Origin of the sequence: Euryhalocaulis caribicus, from assembly GCF_000412185.1 — a bacterium.
In the GTDB taxonomy this organism is placed as follows: domain Bacteria; phylum Pseudomonadota; class Alphaproteobacteria; order Caulobacterales; family Maricaulaceae; genus Euryhalocaulis; species Euryhalocaulis caribicus.
On record NZ_ASJA01000003.1, the window covers coordinates 87,882 to 107,813 of the forward strand.

The 19,932-nt window shown below is 64.8% G+C and carries 17 protein-coding genes; 10 read left to right on the plus strand and 7 right to left on the minus strand.

Features of this window, described 5'->3' with window-relative positions:
• The first annotated feature begins 113 nt into the window (after positions 1 to 113).
• Positions 114 to 491 (plus strand): BlaI/MecI/CopY family transcriptional regulator, encoded by a 378-nt coding sequence (locus L338_RS03520; RefSeq protein ID WP_022696982.1) that lies wholly within the window; start codon positions 114 to 116, stop codon positions 489 to 491.
• Complete coding sequence (locus L338_RS16275; RefSeq protein WP_051122696.1) at positions 488 to 1,903, plus strand: M23/M56 family metallopeptidase; 1,416 nt, start codon at positions 488 to 490, stop codon at positions 1,901 to 1,903. Before L338_RS03520 ends, L338_RS16275 begins: the two co-directional genes overlap by 4 nt.
• Before the next feature lie 58 nt (positions 1,904 to 1,961).
• Here the strand turns inward: L338_RS16275 and greA are convergent, their stop codons facing one another.
• The 5 genes from greA to carA form a co-directional block, all read right to left on the minus strand.
• The gene (gene greA, locus L338_RS03535; protein ID WP_022696983.1) at positions 1,962 to 2,435 is read right to left on the minus strand and encodes a transcription elongation factor GreA; all 474 of its coding nucleotides are present in this window, start codon (positions 2,433 to 2,435) and stop codon (positions 1,962 to 1,964) included.
• Positions 2,436 to 2,532: 97 nt separating this feature from the next.
• Positions 2,533 to 3,246: a hypothetical protein gene (locus tag L338_RS03540; protein ID WP_033310449.1), complete on the minus strand. Its 714-nt coding sequence runs from the start codon at positions 3,244 to 3,246 to the stop codon at positions 2,533 to 2,535.
• Between the two features lie 14 nt (positions 3,247 to 3,260).
• Complete coding sequence (gene carB, locus L338_RS03545; protein ID WP_022696985.1) at positions 3,261 to 6,515, minus strand: carbamoyl-phosphate synthase large subunit; 3,255 nt, start codon at positions 6,513 to 6,515, stop codon at positions 3,261 to 3,263.
• A 71-nt stretch (positions 6,516 to 6,586) separates the two neighbouring features.
• Positions 6,587 to 8,128: a peptide ABC transporter substrate-binding protein gene (locus L338_RS03550; RefSeq protein WP_022696986.1), complete on the minus strand. Its 1,542-nt coding sequence runs from the start codon at positions 8,126 to 8,128 to the stop codon at positions 6,587 to 6,589.
• Positions 8,125 to 9,288 (minus strand): glutamine-hydrolyzing carbamoyl-phosphate synthase small subunit, encoded by a 1,164-nt coding sequence (gene carA, locus L338_RS03555; protein ID WP_022696987.1) that lies wholly within the window; start codon positions 9,286 to 9,288, stop codon positions 8,125 to 8,127. Before carA ends, L338_RS03550 begins: the two co-directional genes overlap by 4 nt.
• A 166-nt stretch (positions 9,289 to 9,454) precedes the next feature.
• On the opposite strand from carA, the gene L338_RS03560 reads away from it, so the two are divergent.
• The gene (locus tag L338_RS03560) at positions 9,455 to 9,916 is read left to right on the plus strand and encodes a GatB/YqeY domain-containing protein (RefSeq protein ID WP_022696988.1); all 462 of its coding nucleotides are present in this window, start codon (positions 9,455 to 9,457) and stop codon (positions 9,914 to 9,916) included.
• 142 nt (positions 9,917 to 10,058) lie between these two features.
• Here the strand turns inward: L338_RS03560 and L338_RS03565 are convergent, their stop codons facing one another.
• The gene (locus L338_RS03565; RefSeq protein WP_022696989.1) at positions 10,059 to 10,364 is read right to left on the minus strand and encodes a GIY-YIG nuclease family protein; all 306 of its coding nucleotides are present in this window, start codon (positions 10,362 to 10,364) and stop codon (positions 10,059 to 10,061) included.
• Positions 10,365 to 10,506: 142 nt separating this feature from the next.
• On the opposite strand from L338_RS03565, the gene dnaG reads away from it, so the two are divergent.
• The 6 genes from dnaG to L338_RS03595 all read left to right on the plus strand — a co-directional run bounded on the left by dnaG (position 10,507) and on the right by L338_RS03595 (position 18,586).
• Positions 10,507 to 12,441 carry a DNA primase gene (gene dnaG, locus L338_RS03570; RefSeq protein WP_022696990.1) on the plus strand — a complete coding sequence of 645 codons (1,935 nt, stop codon included), beginning with the start codon at positions 10,507 to 10,509 and terminating at the stop codon, positions 12,439 to 12,441.
• Between the two features lie 54 nt (positions 12,442 to 12,495).
• Positions 12,496 to 14,448: an RNA polymerase sigma factor RpoD gene (gene rpoD, locus L338_RS03575; RefSeq protein ID WP_022696991.1), complete on the plus strand. Its 1,953-nt coding sequence runs from the start codon at positions 12,496 to 12,498 to the stop codon at positions 14,446 to 14,448.
• A 100-nt stretch (positions 14,449 to 14,548) separates the two neighbouring features.
• On the plus strand, positions 14,549 to 15,667 hold the full coding sequence (locus L338_RS16280; protein ID WP_022696992.1) for a serine hydrolase domain-containing protein: 1,119 nt from the start codon (positions 14,549 to 14,551) through the stop codon (positions 15,665 to 15,667).
• Positions 15,668 to 15,708: 41 nt separating this feature from the next.
• On the plus strand, positions 15,709 to 16,185 hold the full coding sequence (locus L338_RS16285) for a GNAT family N-acetyltransferase (RefSeq protein WP_022696993.1): 477 nt from the start codon (positions 15,709 to 15,711) through the stop codon (positions 16,183 to 16,185).
• A 66-nt stretch (positions 16,186 to 16,251) separates the two neighbouring features.
• Complete coding sequence (locus tag L338_RS03590) at positions 16,252 to 16,539, plus strand: aspartate decarboxylase (protein ID WP_022696994.1); 288 nt, start codon at positions 16,252 to 16,254, stop codon at positions 16,537 to 16,539.
• 319 nt (positions 16,540 to 16,858) lie between these two features.
• Positions 16,859 to 18,586, plus strand: a complete 1,728-nt coding sequence (locus L338_RS03595; RefSeq protein WP_022696995.1) for a M28 family peptidase — start codon at positions 16,859 to 16,861, stop codon at positions 18,584 to 18,586.
• Here the strand turns inward: L338_RS03595 and L338_RS03600 are convergent.
• Positions 18,583 to 19,371 (minus strand): Crp/Fnr family transcriptional regulator, encoded by a 789-nt coding sequence (locus L338_RS03600; protein WP_022696996.1) that lies wholly within the window; start codon positions 19,369 to 19,371, stop codon positions 18,583 to 18,585. The two genes, L338_RS03595 and L338_RS03600, sit on opposite strands and share 4 nt — an antisense overlap.
• A gap of 179 nt (positions 19,372 to 19,550) precedes the next feature.
• On the opposite strand from L338_RS03600, the gene panD reads away from it, so the two are divergent.
• Entirely contained in the window at positions 19,551 to 19,916 is a 366-nt protein-coding gene (gene panD, locus L338_RS03605) for an aspartate 1-decarboxylase (protein ID WP_022696997.1), read from the plus strand.
• The last annotated feature ends 16 nt before the right edge of the window (positions 19,917 to 19,932 follow it).

Below are 19,932 nucleotides of genomic sequence, written 5' to 3' on the forward strand. Positions count from 1 at the left end.
ATTGTCGGACAAGTGCGGGGCAGTGACCAGAGAAAAGGCCGCGGGCTCGGAGAACGGGATTGACGGATGTCAGGGGTATGTTACAGATGTAGCGAACCTGTTACGGAGACAGTATGCAGCCCCCCAGCCCCAGCGAGATGGCCGTTCTGAAAACCCTCTGGAACGAAGGCGCGTTGAGCGCCCGCGAAGTGCATGCCCGTCTGGGCGGTCCGCAGGACTGGTCCTATTCGACAACCCGCACGCTGATTTCGCGCATGGTGGAAAAGGGGCTGGTCTCGAGGCGCGATTCTCACGGCCTCGCCGTGTTCGCTCCGGCGCTGTCGAAGGCGGCCGTGCTCAGCGGCATGGTCCGGCGCTTTTCCGCCCAAGTCTTCGATCTGGACGCTCCGCTTCCGGCTTCCGCCTTTGCGGGCAGCCCGTTGCTGGATGACGACGATCTGGCGGAGCTGGAGACTCTGCTGGAGCAAGAGGGCGGGGAGGAAGAAAATTGAGCGCGGGACTGGAAATCGCGCTGGCGGCATTGGCGATGACGCTGCCGGTGGCGGTCTGCGCCCATGGCCTGGCGCGCGCCCTGCCGGGCGGGCCGCGCGCCGATCGGACATGGGCGGCGGCCAGCCTTGCGGCCATGGCGCCGCTGGTTTTCGCACTGGCGTTCTGGCGGTTCGGCCCGCCGGCCGCCAGCGGTTTTGATCCGGCATGGTTTGAAGGCCTGCGAGAGGGCGTTCCCGCCCTTGCGCCGCCGGAGGCCGCGCGAATTCAGCAAGGCGCGGCGGATGCGCCCGGTCTGGCGATCTGGCTTGCGGGCGTCTGGCTGGCCGGGGCGATCTGGCGCGGCCTGTTCGAGGCGGCGCGCAGCTGGCGCTTAGAAAGGCTTCTGGCCCGCAGCGCCGCGGCGCCGCGCGGCCTTGCCCACGCGATGGGAGCGCTTTCGGCGGAAGCGGGTCTGCCGCGCGCGCCGTCGCTAAGGGTTTTTTCAGGGAACGGGTCGCCTTTTTCGGCCGGGATAGTTCGCCCTGTCGTGGCGGTCCCGGCGGGATGGCTGGCGCCGGAGCGGGCCGGGGCTTTGCGCTGCGCGCTTATCCATGAGCTGACGCATGTGAAGCGCGGCGATGCGCGCGCCGAGCTGGCGGCGCGGGCCGCGGGAATCCTTCTTTGGTTCAATCCGTTCTGGTTCGCAATCCAGCGGCGGCGGCGCGGGGCGGTGGAAACCGCATGCGACGCCGCGGCGCTGGCGGTGATCGGAAATGGCGGGGCGCGTCTCTACGCCCGCACCCTGCTGGATGCCGCAAGAGCGAGTTCGGGGCGCTCTTTCGCGGTCAGTCTTGGCGTAGCCGACAAAAGGATCATGGAAATGAGATTGAAAGCCATTCTAGGCGCCCCGAAACATACCGCCCGCCGGGGGGCGGGCCTGCTATCGGCCGCGGCCCTGCTGACCGTGGCGCTGCCGGCCGGCGTTGCGCAGGCGATGCACGCCGCCGCGGCGCAGGCGATCAGCTTCAGCCAGCCGGTTCTGGACGGAAAGATCACCTCGCGCTTCGGCCCGTCCTCCCTCTCCATCCGGCCGCAGAAATTCCATAACGGATACGACATTGCCGCCCCGCGCGGGACGACAATCGCCGCGCCCGCGGACGGACGCGTCAGTTATGCGGATGAGAACGGGCTGAACGGCAAGGCGTCCTACGGTCAGGTGATCGTGCTGGACCACGGCGAGGGATACACCACGCTCTACGCCCATATGGACGGGTTCACGGTGATGGAAGGTGATCGTGTCACCGCCGGAGATCCGATCGGGTTTGTCGGATCAAGCGGCGTGACGACCGGCCCGCACTTGCATGTCGAGGTGCGCCGCGACGGAGAGCCGGTGGACCCGGCCCTGTATCTGCCCGGATTGACGCAGGACTGACCCCGAACCGGTTTCGCGTCAGTGAAGCGCCGGGCCGCCAGGGGCGGTCCGGCGTTTTCTATTTCCAGACGACTTCCAGAATTTCGTAGGCCTTGGCGCCGCCGGGGGCGGAAACCTCGATGGAATCGCCGACGGCCTTGCCGATCAGGGCGCGGGCCATGGGGGAGGTGATGGAGATTTTCTTGTCCCGCACGTCCGCCTCGTCCTCGCCGACGATCTTGTAGACGGACTCATCGTCTGTGTCCTCGTCCACCAGCGTGACCGTGGCGCCGAACTTGACGGTGTCGCCATTCAGCTTGGACACGTCGATCACCTGAGCGCGAGCCATCTTGTCTTCAAGCTCGGCGACGCGGCCTTCGATCCAGCCCTGGCGCTCCTTGGCGGCGTGATACTCGGCGTTCTCCGAGAGATCGCCGTGCTCGCGCGCTTCCGCGATCGCCTGGATCACGGCCGGGCGTTCTTCGGACTTCAAACGTTTCAACTCTGCGTCAAGGGCGCGGTGCCCTTCCGCCGTCATGGGTATTTTTTGCATGTACAGAAAACCGTTTCGATTAACGCGGGCGTTTGACCTTCAAGCCCGTCGTTGCGGCGGAAAGACTCTAGGAAGCCTTTGACCGGGTTTCAAGATGTCAACGCCAGTGGTCGCCAATCCAGGGCGTGGGGCGGACATGTTTGTAATGGCGTTTGTACCACGGGGCCGGCCATTTGCCCTCCAGCGCCTCGTCCGGGTCCGGGTGGCCGGTAAAGGCCACGATGCGGGCGTCCGCGGGCAATTCGGGGGTCTTGAACCAGTTGACCGGGAACGGCGGCAGGATGGAGTGCTTGAAGCTCAGGCACCACTCGCGCGGCCAGAAATTCTGCTGCGGAATGAGGTCGGAGATATATTGCTGCTCGATCCGCCAGCGTTTCAGGACAGCTTCGGGATCGGTCTGCACGCGGTCATAGATTTCAGGATAGCGGCCGACCGGGATGCGGAAGGCGGAGGTGTTGCCCACGCCCTCGCCCTTCTGGGTCCAGTTCTCGATGACGCAGTATTCGCCGGGCTTGTAGGTGAAAAAGTCGTCCAGAGGGCCGGTGATGAGGAGGTCGAGGTCAAGGACCAGCACATCGCCTTCGCTGATATCGGCCAGCGGGGTCTGCCAGAGCGAGAGCTTGCGCCACGGCGTCCAGGCCACGCGGTCCGGCAGGTCGATGGCGGGCAGGGGCTGGACGTCGATGCCGGAATCAAGGCCCGCCGCATCCTCGGTAAAGCAGATGAAGCGGAAATCGCGCGCCATGTTCCGCTTTGCGGAGGCGTAGAGATGGTTGGCGTATTGGGGGCCGTAGCGCGTGCCCCACTTCATGCAGGCAATCGTGTTCACGCGGCGAACTTAGCGCGAATTTCCTGCAATGACATGACGTCCATTTTCTCTTCGTCGGTCTTGGCGATGGCCATGACTGCCGCCTTCACCGCCGCGCGCGTGGTGTAGTACGGGATTTTCAGCTCCAGCGCCGTGCGGCGGATGGAATAGGAATCCTGCAGCGCCTGACGGCCCTCGGTGGTGTTGAAGACCAGGTCCACATCGCCGTTCTTCATGGCGTCCACGATGTGAGGGCGGCCCTCATAGACCTTGTTGATCCGCTCAACCGGCACGCCCTTTTCCTTCAGGAAGGCCGCCGTGCCGCCGGTGGCGATCACGCGGAAGCCGATATCGGCCAGCTGGGCGGCCAGCGGGACGATGGCGTCCTTGTCCGAATCCTTGACCGACATGAAGACCGTGCCTTCGTGCGGCAGGGTCACGCCGATGGCGCGCTGGGCCTTGGAGAAGGCGTTTTCGAAATTGACGTCCGTGCCCATGGATTCGCCGGTGGAGCGCATCTCCGGCCCCAGCACCGGGTCGACGCCCGGGAAGCGGGCGAACGGCAGGGTGACGGCCTTGACCGCCATGCGGCCGGACCAGACCTGACGCAGGTCAAATTGCGGAAGTTTCGCGCCCGCCATGACCTTGGCTGCGATGGCGGCGATGGGCAGGCCGATGGCCTTGGCCACGAACGGCGCAGTGCGGGAGGCGCGCGGGTTCACCTCAAGGACATAGATGTCGCCGTCCTTGATCGCGAACTGCACGTTCATCAGGCCGCGCACGCCCAGCGCCAGCGCCATTTCGCCGGTCTGTTTCGTGAGGCGCTGGATCATCTCCTCATCCAGCGAATAGGGCGGCAGGGCGCAGCCCGAATCGCCGGAATGCACGCCGGCTTCCTCGATATGCTCCATGATGCCGGCCACGAAGACCTCCTCGCCGTCGCATATGGCGTCGGCGTCGATCTCGATGGCGTCGCTTAAGTAGCGGTCCAGCAGCAGCGGCTTCTTGTTGGAGACCACAACGGCGTTGCGGATATAGCGTTTCAGGGATTCGTCATCGGCGACGATTTCCATGGCGCGGCCGCCCAGCACGTAGGATGGGCGCAGGACCAGCGGATAGCCCAGCTCCTTCGCCGCGGCGAAGGCTTCTTCCTCCGACTTGGCGATGGCGTTGGGCGGCTGTTTCAGGCCCAGCTTGTTCATCATCGCGCTGAACCGCTCGCGGTCCTCGGCCAGATCGATGGCGTCGACCGGCGTGCCGAGGATCGGCGCGCCCTGGGCCTCAAGCGGGCCGGCGAGGTTCAGCGGGGTCTGGCCGCCGAACTGCACGATCACGCCTTCCAGATGACCGGCGGACTGTTCGACATGCATGATCTCGCCGACATCCTCGGCGGTCAGCGGCTCGAAATACAGGCGGTCGGAGGTGTCGTAGTCGGTGGAGACGGTTTCCGGGTTGCAGTTCACCATGACGGACTCGATGTCCATCTCCTCCAGCGCGAAGGCGGCGTGGCAGCAGCAATAGTCGAACTCGATCCCCTGTCCGATCCGGTTGGGGCCGCCGCCGAGAATGGCGACCTTCTTGCGGCTCGAAGGCTCGGCCTCGCACTCCGGCTCGCCGAAGCTGGGGGACTCGTAGGTGGAATAGAGATAGGGGGTCTGCGCCGCGAATTCGCCGGCGCAGGTATCGACCCGCTTATAGACCGGGCGGACATTCAGGGCATGGCGCCGGGCGCGGACCTCTTCCTCCGGAATGCCGGTCAGGGCGGCCAGACGCGCGTCGGAGAAACCGTCAGCCTTCAGGGCGCGGAAAGCGTCCGCGGTGTCCGGCAGGCCGTTCTCGATCACCTGTTTCTCGGTCGTGACCAGCTCTTCAAGCTGGCGCAGGAACCAGGGTTCGTAGGAACAGGCGGCGTGGATTTCCTCGACCGTGAAGCCCTGCCTGAAGGCTTCGGCGATAATCAGCAGGCGGTCGGGGGTGGGCTTGGACAGGGCGGCGCGGACGGCCTTGAAGTCGTCGCCGTCGCCCAGCCCCGCAATCTCCACCGGATCCAGACCGGAAACGCCGATCTCCAGGCTGCGCAGAGCCTTCTGAAGCGATTCCTTGAAGGTCCGGCCCATCGCCATCGCCTCGCCCACCGATTTCATGGAGGTGGTGAGGAGGGAGTCCGCGCCGGGATATTTCTCGAACGCGAAGCGCGGCATCTTGGTGACGACGTAGTCGATGGTCGGCTCGAAACTGGCCGGGGTCGATCCGGTGATCTCGTTGGTCAGCTCGTCCAGCGTGTAGCCGACAGCCAGCTTGGCGGCGATCTTGGCGATCGGGAAGCCGGTCGCCTTGGAGGCCAGCGCCGAGGAGCGCGAGACGCGCGGGTTCATCTCGATCACCACCATGCGCCCCGTATCGGGATCCACGGCGAACTGCACGTTGGAGCCGCCGGTCTCCACGCCGATTTCCCGCAGGACGGCGAGGGAGGCGCTGCGCATGCGCTGATATTCGCGATCGGTCAGGGTCAGCGCCGGGGCGACGGTGACCGAGTCGCCGGTATGCACGCCCATCGGGTCGATGTTTTCGATGGAGCAGATGATGATGCAGTTATCCGCTTTGTCGCGGACAACCTCCATCTCGTACTCCTTCCAGCCCAGAACGGATTCCTCGATCAGGACTTCCGTGTAGGGGGAGGCGTCGAGGCCGCGTTCCACGACCTCCTCGAATTCCTCGATATTATAGGCGATGCCGCCGCCCGTGCCGCCCAGCGTGAAGGAGGGGCGAATGATGGCGGGCAGGCCGGTATCCTTCACCGCCTCCATCGCCTCGGCGACGGTGTGGACGGTGCGAGAGCGCGGGGATTCCAGCCCGATATCGTCCATGGCGGAGCGGAAGCGTTCGCGGTTCTCGGCCTTGTCGATGACGTCGCCGCGGGCGCCGATCATCTCAACGCCGTGGCGCTCCAGCACGCCGGAGCGGTCCAGCTCCAGCGCCACGTTCAGCGCGGTCTGGCCGCCCATGGTGGGCAGCAGCGCGTCCGGTTTTTCCTTGGCGATCACCTTCTCGACGAAATCGGCCGTCACCGGCTCGATATAGGTCGCGTCGGCGATTTCCGGATCGGTCATGATGGTCGCCGGGTTGGAGTTCACCAGGATGACCCGGTAGCCTTCCTCGCGCAGCGCCTTGCAGGCCTGAACACCGGAATAATCGAATTCGCACGCCTGACCGATGATGATCGGACCGGCGCCGATAATGAGTATGGAGTGGAGATCGTTTCGACGGGGCATGTCGAGAAAAGGGTTCTAGTGACTCGAACCGGGGGAGGCCAGCATTGAATGACGCGAAAAGCGCGCTTTTGTCAGCCAGCGGGCGCCGACAGGGCCAGATCGCCCCAGAAAACAGGCTGTTCGTCGTCCGCGCCCTGGATGCGGGAGGCGATGAGCCAGATGGCGTTTTCGCGCATTAGCGGGATCAGATTGGCCTGATCCATCATCAAACCTTCGGCCCGCGCGACAAGGGCGTCGCGGCGTTCGGGATCGCCTTCGGCCTGAATATCCTCGATCAGCGCCGCCAGGGCCGGGTCTTCCCAGCCGAAATTGGCGGCGAAACCGCCGGGCGCGAAGGGTTCCAGATAACGCCAGTTGGCCGAGCGCATGCCGCGGTCGAAGCGGGCCAGCGCCAGATCGAAGCGCCCCTCGCCCACCATGGCGTACAGCCCGGTCGATTCGCTGGCCTGGATTTCGGCGTTGATGCCGATGCGGGCCCAGTCATCGGCCAGCGCCACGGCGACGCGGGCGCGTTCCTCGCCCGAATGCAGAAGGCCCAGCGTCAAGGGATTGTCCGGGCCATAGCCCGCCTCCCGCACCAGACGCGCGGCGGTCTCCATGCGCGTCTCGTGCGGCGTGGCGCTCAGGCTTTCGGCGACGCCGGGCACGGCGGTGAAGGCGGGTTCGGCCGAGCCGCCGATGATCTGGCCGGCGATGAATTCACGGTCGATGGAAATATGAAGCGCGCGGCGGATGCGCGGATCGGCCAGCGGTTCGCGGTCATGATTGACCTTCAGATAGACAAGGCGCGGCGCGTCATAGGTGCGGGCCTGATCGCCCAGCAGGCCGCGCAGTTCCTCCAGCCGGTTGGCGGGCGGGTCCAGCGCCAGGTCCAGATCTCCGGCGCGGAACAGGCGGACGCGGGCCCCCGCATCCTCCACCACCGACATCTCGATTTCCGGAATGGAGACCGCATCGGCCCGGTGATGATTTGGGTTTTTCTTGAGCGTCAGCGAAAGCTGGCTTTCTGCCACGGGAACATAGGGGCCGGAGCAGACGAAATTTTCCGGCCGGGTCCAGTCCGGTCCATGAGTTTCCACGGCGCGCGGATTGATCGGATAGAACTCGCGCATTGCATCGGGGAAATCGGCGTGCGGCCGGGTGAGGGTGAATTCCAGCGTGCGCCCGTCCAGAACGCGGACGCCCAGCGCCTCCGGCGCGGACTGACCGCGCACGATTTCAAGCGCGCCGCGGATAATCGAGAGATCGCCGACATCCGGGCCGGCGGTTTCCGGGTTGGCGCCGCGGCGCAGGCTCCACAGGATGTCGCTGGCGGTCAGCGGTTCGCCGTTCGACCATTTCAGGCCGGGACGCAGATGCGCCGTCCAGCGCATGAAACCGCCCTCCGACTCCCAGCGTCCGGTCACGGCGTGATCATCCCGGTAGCCGGCCAGCGGGGCATGGATCTGGCGATAGATAATGGCGGCGGCGGCGAACTGGCCCACGAACGGGTCCAGCGAATCCGCGCCGGTGGGAAGGCCCACGCGCAACACCGATTGCGGCGTGGACGCGGGCTGGCAGGCCGCCAGGGCCGCGGCCCCGGCGAGAACGCTTCGGCGGCTTGGCCCGGTCAAGCCCGCCGCTCCCGCATCGCGTCTGCGAAGCGGTCAAATAGATAGAAGCTGTCCTGCGGACCGGGCGAGGCTTCCGGGTGATGCTGCACGGCGAAGACCGGCGCGTCCTTGAAGCGCAGGCCGCAATTGGTGCCGTCAAACAGGGAGACATGCGTCTCTTCCAGCGAATCCGGCAGGGTGTCGCGGTCCACCGCGAAGCCGTGATTCATCGAGACGATCTCCACCTTGCCGGTGGTCAGATCCTTCACCGGGTGGTTCGCGCCGTGATGACCCTGCTCCATCTTCACCGTTTTCGCCCCGGCGGCGAGCGCCAGAAGCTGATGGCCGAGACAGACGCCCAGAACCGGCACGCCGGCGGCGATGATGTCGCGGATCACCGGGGCGGCGTATTCCGCCGTCGCGGCGGGATCGCCGGGGCCGTTGGACAGCATCACGCCGTCGGGCTTCAGCGCCAGAATTTCATCGGCGGTGGTTTTCGCCGGAACGACGGTGGCTTTCAGGCCGGACGCGCCAAGCGAGCGCAGGATGTTCTTCTTGGTCCCGAAATCCATGACCACGACATGAAGCGCGTCATCGGCGGTCTGCGGGAAGCCGTCCGGCCAGTCCCAGCGCGCCTCTGTGGACCCATAGGATTCTTCGGTCGTAACGGCGCTGGCCAGGTCCGCGCCCTCCAGACCGGCGAAGGCTTTCGCCTTTTCGATCAGGGCCGGGACATCGAACTGGCCATCGGGGTCGTGCGCGACAATGGCGTGCGGCATGCCGTTTTCACGGATTCGCTTGGTGATGGCGCGGGTATCGACGCCCGTGACGCCCACAATGCCGCGCGATTCCATCCAGTCGTCAAAATCCTGCGCCGCGCGCCAGTTGGCCGCGCGCGTGATGTCGGCGCGCATTACCGCGCCCAGCGCGGCGTCCTTGCGGCCGGTTTCCATGTCGTCCGGATTGGCTCCCACATTTCCGACATGGGGGAATGTGAAGCAGACGATTTGTCCGGTATAGGAGGGGTCAGTCAGGATTTCCTGTTGCCCGGTCATTGCCGTGTTGAAGCAAAGTTCGCCCGCCGCTTCGCCTGTCGCGCCCGCGCCCCGGCCGAAAAATACCGAGCCGTCGGCGAGCGCCAGGATTGCGGTGGCGCCTTGATTTGCAGAAGCTTCCACCATATGTCACGCCACCCTGTAGTGAGCGCGGAGAAAGAGTGTCCGCGCGGCCGCTTAGGTAGGGTCGAAGACCTTGATGCGTCAAGCGCGCGGGACTGTCAGGACTTATCGAACCAAAACAAGGTTTTAACCGTTACCGCTTGTGGCGCGCCACAGGCTGGAGGCAAATATGACAACGCTCCGTGAGCGTATCGAAACTGATCTGAAGGTCGCCATGAAGGCGCGCGAAGCCGTGAAGGTCTCGACGCTGCGCCTCATCCAGACGGCCATCAAGGACCGGGACATCGCCGCCCGGGCCGAGGATCGCTGCAAGGGCTGCGAGGAAGAGGAGATCATGTCGATCCTCTCCAAGATGGTCCGTCAGCGCGAGGAATCGTCCAAGGCGTTCGAGGACGCCGGCCGCTATGAGCTGGCCGAGCGCGAACGCGACGAAATGGAAATCATCCGCGAATACATGCCGCGCCAGATGAGCGATGAGGAAATCAGCGCCGCCGCCGGCGATGTCGTCGAGGAGCTGGACGCCTCCGGCCTGAAGGATATGGGCCGCTGCATGGGCGCGCTGAAAGAGCGCTATCCCGGGCAGATGGATTTCTCCAAGGCCGGCGCCGCGGTGAAGGACATGCTGCGCTAGAAGCGCTTCTCGCGTTTCGCTGAAAACTGGACCCCGATAGCGCTTTCAGCGCTTCCGGGGGCTCGTTGAAGGGTTGTAAGTCGACATATCAACGAGAGTCCCCGGAAATGACAAAGTCATTGTCCGGGGTCCAGGGACGCCGTTACAGCGACAAGTCTTCCCACAAATCGTGCCAATGCGGATTCATCTCTTCAATCAGTTTTAGTTTCCACGCGCGCCGCCAGCGTTTCAGCCGTTTCTCTCGAACCAGAGCGGTTTCCAGATCCGGGTGGACCTCAAACCACACCAGCATCTTGCATCCATATTTCCTGGTGAAGCCCGGAATGAATCCTTCGCGGTGCTCCCATGTCCGACGCACCAGATCGACGGTCGAACCGCTGTAAAGCGTCCCGTTTCGATGGTTCGCCATAATGTAGACCCAGGCGGCCTTTTCGGCGTCGGCGTGCATTCTGGACCCCGGATAATGACTACGTCATTTCCGGGGACACTAGCGGGGGTAATGAGATATCCCAATTCAGCAAATGTGCCGCAGTCCCTAATGGCGGAGTCGCATCAGGCGAGTTAGTTTTACAGCTTAGGTAAGAGGCTCCATGCGGTTCACCGACGATTTCATTGACGAGATCAAGGCGCGTCTGCGTCCGTCCGAGGTGATCGGGCGGCGGGTGAAGCTGCGCCGGCAGGGGCGGGAATTCGCCGGGCTGTCGCCGTTCAACAAGGAGAAGACGCCGAGCTTTTTCGTCAATGACGAGAAGGGCTTCTATCACTGCTTCTCCTCCGGCAAGCACGGCGACATCTTCTCCTTCCTGCAGGAAACCGAGGGGATGAGTTTCCCCGAGGCGGTGGAGGCGCTGGCCGGAGAGGCGGGCCTCGCCCTGCCAGCGCCGGACCCGGAGGCCGAGCGCCGGGCCGAGCAGCGCAACACCCTTCTGGACTGGATCACGGCGGCGCAGGCTTTCTATGAGGCGGCGCTGCGGCGCGCCTACGGCAAGGAGGCGCGCGCCTATCTGGAGCGGCGCGGGCTTAAACCGGACGAATGGAAGCGGTTCGGCGTCGGCTACGCGCCGGACCAGCGCACGGCGCTGAAGGACGAACTGGTCGCCAAGGGCGCGAAACCGGCGGAGCTGGTGGAGGCCGGCCTGCTGATTCAGCCCGATGACGGCGGCAGCCCTTATGACCGCTTCCGCGGGCGGGTGATGTTCCCGATCCATGATGCGCGCGGGCGGCTGGTCAGTTTTGGCGGGCGGGCGCTCTCCAAGGAGGCGCGGGCGAAATATCTCAACGGCCCGGACACGCCGCTCTTCCACAAGGGCATGACGCTTTACCGCTATACAGAGGCGCGCAAGGCGGCGAACGACCCCAAGGCCTCCATGAAGAACCTGATTGTGGTGGAAGGGTATCTGGACGCCATTGCCTGCGCCCGGGCCGGGGTGGGGCAGGCCGTGGCGCCGCTGGGCACGGCGCTGACCGAGGACCAGATGAAGCTGGCCTGGCGCGTGGGCGGGGAGCCGCTGCTGTGCTTCGACGGCGACAATGCCGGGCGCCGCGCGGCGTTTCGCGTGGTCGAGCGCGCCTTGCCCCTGCTGGAGCCGGGCAAGTCGCTGCGCTTTATCCATCTGGACGAGGGCAACGACCCGGACGATTTGTTGCGGGAGGAAGGCCCGGCGGCGCTGAAACGGGCGCTGGAGGGCGGAATTCCGCTGGTCGATATGGTCTGGCGGCGGGAATACGAAGCCGAGCCGCTGGAAACGCCGGAGGCGCGCGCCGGTCTGAAGCGCCGCCTGTTCGAGGCGGTGGGCGAGATCAAGGACGACAGCGTGCGCGAGCAGTATCGCGCCGAGCTGCTTTCCCGCTTCGACGCGCTGACCAAACCGGCCCGTCCGCAGGCCCGCAATGGCGGGACCGGCCGCCCCTGGACGCCGCGCCGCCCCATGGAGGACTGGGAGCGCGGCGGGCCGACGGGCGAGCTGAAAGCGCGCGCGGGAAAGAAGGGCGGGGCCGAATTGATGAGCCGCGCCTTGCTCTATGCGGCGATCGAGCGTCCGGAGCTTTCGGACCTGTTCGCCGAGGAGCTGATCGAGATGGAATTCGCCGATGCGCCGCTCGCGCGCCTGCGCGACGCCCTGATCGAGTCGGGTGAATCAGGAGAAACGCTTGACATTGAGGGGCTCAGGAGCCATTTCGCCCGGCTGGGATTGAGCGATCGGCTTGGCGCGCTCGACTCCGAACGGCGGCTCTTGCTCGCCACCTTTTCCGGCGACCTTTCGAACCCGGAAAAGGCCTCGGATTCCTGGCGCCGGGCGTATGAGGTCTATGCATCGCGCCGCGCGGCGGAAGAAGAGCGGGCGCATGCCAGACGGGCGGTTGTCGACGATCCAAGTGAAAAGAGTCTGGAACGCTTTCGCAGCGCGCGCAGTCTTCAAACCCGGCCCTCCGACGAGGCCGAGCCCGATACCGGGCGCGATAGCGGGTTTGACGACCGGATCAGCGCGATTTTCGAGAAAGCGTTGAAAAAGAAACGCAAATAGGGCGGTCCTTTTCGGGGGATCGGGTCCGTCCTAGCAACAGGGGCGTTATATAATATGAGCAAATCGGCCGGCGCCGCAGCCGAACGCACCGAGAGCCAGGACAGCCCGCTGCTGGACCTGTCGGACAAGGCGGTCAAACAGATGATCGCCGCCGCGAAGAAGCGCGGCTATGTCACGCACGAGGAGATCAACAAGGTTCTCCCCTCGGAAGAGTTCAACTCCGAACAGATCGAGGACGTGCTCTCGCAAATCTCGGAAATGGGCATCAATGTCGTCGACGAGGACGCCGCGGGCGATGACGACGAGTCCGGCGCCGCGGGCGAGGGCGAGGAATCCAAGTCCCGTGCGGTGACCAAGAAAAAGGATGCCCCGCCCACCACCAACACCTCCGCCTCCGCCGACCGCACCGACGACCCGGTGCGCATGTATCTGCGCGAGATGGGCACGGTGGAGCTGCTGTCCCGCGAGGGCGAGATCGCCATCGCCAAGCGGATCGAGGCCGGCCGCGACACCATGATCAAGGGGCTGTGCGAGTCGCCGCTGACCGCCGAAGCCATCATGGTCTGGCGCGACGAGCTTCAGGAAGGCCGTATTCTCCTGCGCGACATCATCGATCTGGACGCCACCTATGGCGGACAGGTGGTCGAGGATGAAGAGGAAGAAGACGAGGACGAAGACGAAACCTCGGAAGACTCCGAAAACGAAGATTCCGATGATGACGAGGACGATGACGAGGGCGTCAATCCGTCCATGGCCGCGATGGAGGCCGAGCTTCGCGAATCCGTGATGGGCATTCTGGATTCCGTGGCGTCCGATTTCGACGCCTACCGGAAGCTTCAGGCCAAGCTGATCCAGCTGCGCACGCAGGGCAAGGATCTGGGCCCCAAGACCGCCGACAAATATGACGGTCTGCAGGAATCCATCATCACCAATATCAAGCAGCTGCACCTGAACAACGCCCGGATCGAGGCGCTGGTCGGCCAGCTCTATGACATCAACAAGCAGCTGATGAGCTTTGAGGGCAAGCTGCTGCGTCTGGCCGACAGCCAGGGCGTGCCGCGCAAGGATTTCCTGGAAAATTATTTCGGCCGCGAGCTGGACGAGGACTGGGCCGGGGACCTGACCGGCAAGTCCAAGGCCTGGACCCGCTTCTTCGAGAAAGAAGGCAAGGAAATCGACGCGATCCGCGACGAGATCACCAAGCTGGTCACCGATACCGGCGTGCCGCTGGACGAGTTCCGCCGCATCGTCGGCACCGTCCAGAAGGGCGAGCGCGAGGCCCGCGTGGCGAAGAAGGAAATGGTCGAGGCCAATCTGCGGCTCGTCATCTCCATCGCCAAGAAATACACCAATCGCGGCCTGCAGTTCCTGGACCTGATCCAGGAAGGCAATATCGGCCTGATGAAGGCGGTCGATAAGTTCGAATACCGCCGCGGCTACAAATTCTCGACCTATGCGACGTGGTGGATCCGGCAGGCCATAACGCGGTCCATCGCCGACCAGGCCCGCACCATCCGCATCCCGGTGCACATGATCGAGACGATCAACAAGATTGTCCGCACCCAGCGCCAGTTCCTGCACGAGTTCGGCCGCGAACCGACGCCGGAAGAGCTTGCCGAAAAGCTCGGCATGCCGCTGGAAAAGGTCCGCAAGGTGATGAAGATCGCCAAGGAGCCGATCTCCCTCGAAACCCCCATCGGGGACGAGGAAGACTCGCATCTGGGCGATTTCATCGAGGACAAGAACGCCATCCTGCCGATCGAGTCCGCGATCCAGTCAAACCTGCGCGAGACGACGACGCGGGTTCTGGCCTCGCTCACCCCGCGCGAGGAGCGCGTGCTGCGCATGCGCTTCGGCATCGGCATGAACACCGACCATACGCTGGAAGAAGTCGGCCAGCAGTTCAGCGTGACGCGCGAACGTATCCGCCAGATTGAGGCGAAGGCGCTGCGCAAGCTGAAACACCCCAGCCGCTCGCGGAAACTCCGCAGCTTCCTCGACAATTAGAAACGAAAAAGCCCCGGTTCCGCCGGGGCTTTTTTCTTGGTTCGATGGGGGCGGGCCGGTAGGGTCTGGCGTTATCCTTCGCTGCCCAGAGTTCCTGTTCATGATCGCTTTTATTCGCCCGGTCGCCAGCGCGGCCGCCCTTGTTTGCGCTTTCGTCGCACCGGCCGCCGCGCAGCCTCACATTGACGATCTCGACCCCGTCATCGAACGCCTGATGGAAGACGGGCATTTCCCCGGCGCCGCCGTGGCGGTGATGCGGGATGGCGAGGCTGTGCATGTCGGCGCGTATGGGTCGGCGAGTCTGGAGCATGATGCGCCGGTGACGCCGGATACGGTGTTCGAGCTGGCCTCGCTGACCAAGCAGATGACGGCGCTGGCGGTGATGACGCTGGTCGAGGAGGGGCGGCTGTCTCTGGACGCGCCGGTCACCGATTTTGTCGAGGACGCGCCGGAGGCGTGGGGGGCGATCACGGTGGACATGCTGCTGAGCCACATGGCGGGGCTGGATCACCGCTTCGAGGAGACGGCGGACGGCGTTCTGCTGACCGACTATTCCAGAGAGAATATGCTGGAATCGGCCAAGGCGACGCCCATGCTGTCCGAGCCGGGGACCGACTGGTCCTATTCGGACGAGGGTTATTTCCTGCTGGGCGTGATTGTCGAGGCGGTGACCGGGCAGACTTTCGACGAACACATGCAGGCCGAGTATTTCGAACCCTTGGGCATGGCGCAGACGCGCTTCCTGGACCAGTCCGCCATCGTGCCGCACCGCGCCGAGGGCTATGCGTGGAAGGACGGCGGGATACAGCGCAACCGCCGGGTCTGGCAGTTCGAACTGACGCCGCATTTCGGGGTGATGTCCTCTCTCAACGACATGATGAAGTGGGAGGCTGAACTGGCCGATCCCGAGGTCATCAACGCCGCGGCCATGGAGGCGGCGTGGGAGATCCAGCGGGAATTCGACGCCGGGGAGCGTTGTGAACGCTGGGGCTATGCGCGGGGCTGGTGGTCGCATGTGGCCGGCGGAAAGCGCATCGTCACCCATGCCGGTTATTCCGGCACGGCCTATGTCCGGGCGGTCGATGACGGGGTGTCCGCCATCGTCCTGACCAACCGGCAGGACGGACAGGACCTGATGTCGCCTTTTGCGATCGCCTGGGCGGCGGCGCATGCGGTGGAACCCTCTATCCCGGATTCGGGTTTGAAGTGCTGGGAGTGAATTTCCCGCTCCCTGACGCCCAGACAAAAGGAACGCCGCCCATGTCCGATACCGAGATCAAGATCCGCGCCGCCCGTCCCAAAGACGCCGCCGCGATTGGCCGCCTGTCCGCCCAGCTGAACGAGGTGGTTGGGTGTTCGACCGAACATTGCACGCCGCAGGGCATCAAGACCTCGCTGTTCCAGCACGACACCAGCTTCCATGTCCTGGTCGCCGAGAAGGACGAGGTTCCGGTCGGCTACGCCGTCTGGCACGCCTATTATGACAGCGGCCACGGCGGCGCCGGGGCGTGGCTGGCCGAGGTCTGCGTGGGCGCGGAAGGGCGCGGCGAAGGCACGGGCCGGGCGCTGTTCGAGGCCGTGGTCGAGGATGTGAAGGCCAGCCCGGCCACCTTCATGATGTGGACCAGCTCCGAAACCGACGCCGCGGACGGGCTCTACCGCTCCTCCGGCGCGGAGGAAGTCTCGGTCCAGCGCTGGACGCTGCACGGGCTGGAGGGCGAGGACGAGGGCGGCTAGGCGCGGACCTTGGCTATCCTGTAGGCTTGGCGGTGACTGATTCTCACTATTGCGAGGCTACCCGCCATGTCTGCGCCGCTCGGCTCGAAAGCCAATCCGTCCCAGTTCGACTGCCTGCCCGACCTGGCTGACGACGAACCCTATTTCGTGATCCGGGCGGACGACCCGCTGTCCAACGCGCTGGTCGAGCTGCACGCCTATATCGGGGCGGGCCAGTCCGGCGCGGCGCACAATAAGCTGGCCGAGATCATGGAGCTGACGCGGGACAAGCCGCCGCGCCCCTCCGACTCCCCGAAATACCGGGAGACGTTCGCGATTTCTTCGGCCATGGAAAACTGGCGCGACAAGCGCTAGGCCGCTTTCCATTCCGCGTTTCCTCAAATGAAAGCGCCCCGCCATTCGCGGAGGAATGACGGGGCGCGGGGTCGATCGGCTTGTGGGGAGGACCGATCGATGATGCGGAAGCCATGGGGGGCTTCTTGAAAATGATGTGGGGTGGCCGCCGCGCTTGGGAAGAGCGGCGCGGCGCCCTTTTACAGTGACGGCGCCGCGCGCCGTGCGGCGCGTGTTTCGGCGCGGGAATGCCCGTTATGCGCCCGTGCGGCGGCGCAGACATTTGCGCCTGTCGCTGCGGGGGCTAGAAGGAGCGCAAGGACAGATGGGGACGACAAGCATGACACGAGCAATCCTGATCGCGGCGGCGCTGCTGCTGGCCGCCTGCGGGGCGGACAGCGAAAAGACTGACGGGGAGGCCGCCGGCGCCCGCGGCGGCGACGCGCAGTCCGCCGGCTATGACGCGGCGAACGACCCCCTGTTCGAGGCGCGCAATATCCGCGCCCATATCGGCTTTCTGGCCAGTGACGAGCTTGAGGGGCGCGAGGCGGGAACCCGCGGCTATGACATCGCGGCCGAATATGTCGCCAGCCAGTTTGCGCAGGCGGGCCTGAAACCGGGCGCCGGCGAGGGCTACATGCAACCGGTGGCCCTGCGCCGCTATACCAGCGATGTCGAGGCCGCCGGATTCGCCATTCTGCGCGATGGCGGTGAAGAGACGCTGGACGCGCGGGTGGAATTTCTGCCCGGCGACGATCCCAACAGGACCGAGACCCTTGTCGAGGCGCCGGTGGTGTTTGCCGGCTACGGCGCGGTGACGGAGCAGCGGAACGATTACGCGGGGATCGACGCGGAAGGAAAGATCGTGGCGGTGATCGGCGCCGCGCCGCCGGGGGTCGATAGCTCTCTGGCCGCGCATCTGGCGTCCAGCACCACCAAGGCGGAAACCGCCGTGGAACAGGGCGCGGCGGGTATGATCGTTCTGATGGCCCCGGAAGGGCAGCGCCGCTTTTCGTTCGAAACGCTGGCGCGTTTCGCGGGCCGCGGCAGCATCACCTGGATCGGCCCGGACGGGACGGCGTACGAGGCCGCGCCCGGACTGGACGGGCAGGCCGTGCTCAGCGAGGCCGGCGCGGCGCGCCTGTTTGAAGGCGCCGAGCGGAGCTATGAGGACATCATGGCCGCCTCGGAGGCCGGTGGAGCGGATATTGCGGGTTTTGACCTGCCGGTCTCTGTCCGCATGTCTGCGGTCAACGAGCATTCGGACCTGGCGAGCGAGAATGTCATCGGCGTGGTCGAGGGCTCGGACCCGGCGCTGAAGGACGAATATGTCGTGCTGACCGCGCATCTGGACCATATCGGCATTTCCGAACGCGTCGATGGCGGGGACAAGATCAATAATGGCGCGATGGATAACGCCTCCGGCACGGCGGCGATGCTGGAAGTGGCGCGCGTGACGGCGTCAGAGGCCGCGCCGCGCCGCTCGCTGATGTTCATTGCCCTGACGGCGGAAGAAAAGGGGCTGGTCGGCGCGGAATATTACGTCAACAACCCGACCGTCCCCAAAGAATCGATCATCGCCAATATCAATCTGGACATGCCGGTCCTGCTCTATGATTTTACGGACGTCATCGCGTTCGGGGCGGACCATTCCACGCTGGGGTCCTTGACCGAGTCGGCGCTGGCGGAGATCGGCGTGACCCTGACGCCCGACCCGCTGCCCGACCAGAACCTGTTCACCCGCAGCGACCATTACCGCTTCGTTCAGCAGGGCATCCCCTCGCTGTTCCTGATGACCGGGTTCGAGGGCGAGGGCGAGACGGAGTTCCGGGGTTTTCTGGCGACCAATTATCACCGTCCCGGCGATGATCTCAGCCAGCCTTTGAACTATCTGGCCGGGGCCAAGTTCGCCCGCGCCAATTACGAGATCATGACCGAGGTGGCCAATGCCGACGAACGGCCGGTCTGGAACGCCGGCGATTATTTCGGGACGCGGTATGGCGGCCCCATGGCGGACGCCGCCGATGAAGCGGGGAACGCCTCAGGGGCGAATGAAGCCGCCAACTAGTCTTCCCGCGAAACCGGGAACCATGACGTGTCGATGCGGTGATAGCGGTCGGTAAATTCGGCGATGTGGGTCAGCTCCGCTTCCTGAAGCTCCATCTTGCCGTTGACGCGCTTGATCAGGCCGTCGCGCTCCAGCTGCTTGAACGTGCGGTTCACATGGACCTGCGTCAGGCCCAGAACATCGCCGATGGTTTCCTGGTTCAGGCGCAGCTCCAGCGGCGCCGCCGGGTCGTGACAGGCCACGCGTGAGCGGCTGAGAACCTCCAGAAGGAAATGCGCCAGACGCTCGCGCGCCTGCATCCGGCCGATCGCTTTCAGCCGGTCCAGAACCACGACCTGCTCCAGCATCCCGATGGCGTAGATCAGGGCGGCGACCTTCGGGGCCTTCTCGAACACCTCCTTCAGGTCCTTCTTGTCGAAGGGGCAGAGCACGGCCTCCGTCGCGCAGACGGTGGAGGCGGTGCACTGTTCGAAGACGATGTCCCGCGTGCCGATAATATCGCCGGGATAGTAGAGTTGCAGGATCTGGCGGCGGCCATCGCCCAGGATCTGATAGGTATAGGCGCGGCCCTCGCGGACGATGAACAGGCTGCCCAGCTCCTCGCCGGAGCCGCAAATCACCTCGTTCGCCTTGAAGGTGCGGGGGCGTTCCTCCAGCCGTGAAATCAGCCGCGCTTCGGAGTCGCTAAGGGGCGCGTAATGGGAGAGTTTCTCCACAACACAACTGTGGATTTCGGCGCGGGACGCGCTTTCCCGTATCCGGCTTTTGGTCTGGACCTGGCTCATGAGCCTCTGCTTGTCTGAATGTCTGGGCGTTTTTCCAAGAGTATCCCGCTTCGAGCGTCAATTCCCAAGGACTTTCCGCAAGAAAAACCGGGCGCCGGAATTTTTTGCATCTGCGAAGGATGCCCCCTATATAGCCCCATATCAGGCCAGACAGCTTATGGAATGAGGGCTGACCCGACATGATCCTGACGATGATGAAAGCCAAGCTCCACCGCGCGGTGGTGACGCAATCGGACCTCAATTACGAGGGATCGATCGCCATTGACCGCGATCTTCTGGATGCGGCGAACATTCTGCCGCATGAGCAGGTGGACGTGCTGAATATCAATTCGGGCGCCCGGTTCACGACTTACGCCATCGAAGCGCCGCGCGGCAGCCGCGTGTTCGGCGTGAATGGCGCGGCGGCCCGCATGGTGCAGACCGGCGACCGCATCATCGTGGTGTCCTACGCCCAGATGGATGCGGAAGCGGCGGCCAGCTACGCGCCGACCGTGGTGCAGCTGGACGAGCGGAACGAGCCGGTCAGCCAGCCCAGGGCCGCCTGACCGGATCCTTTCCTGA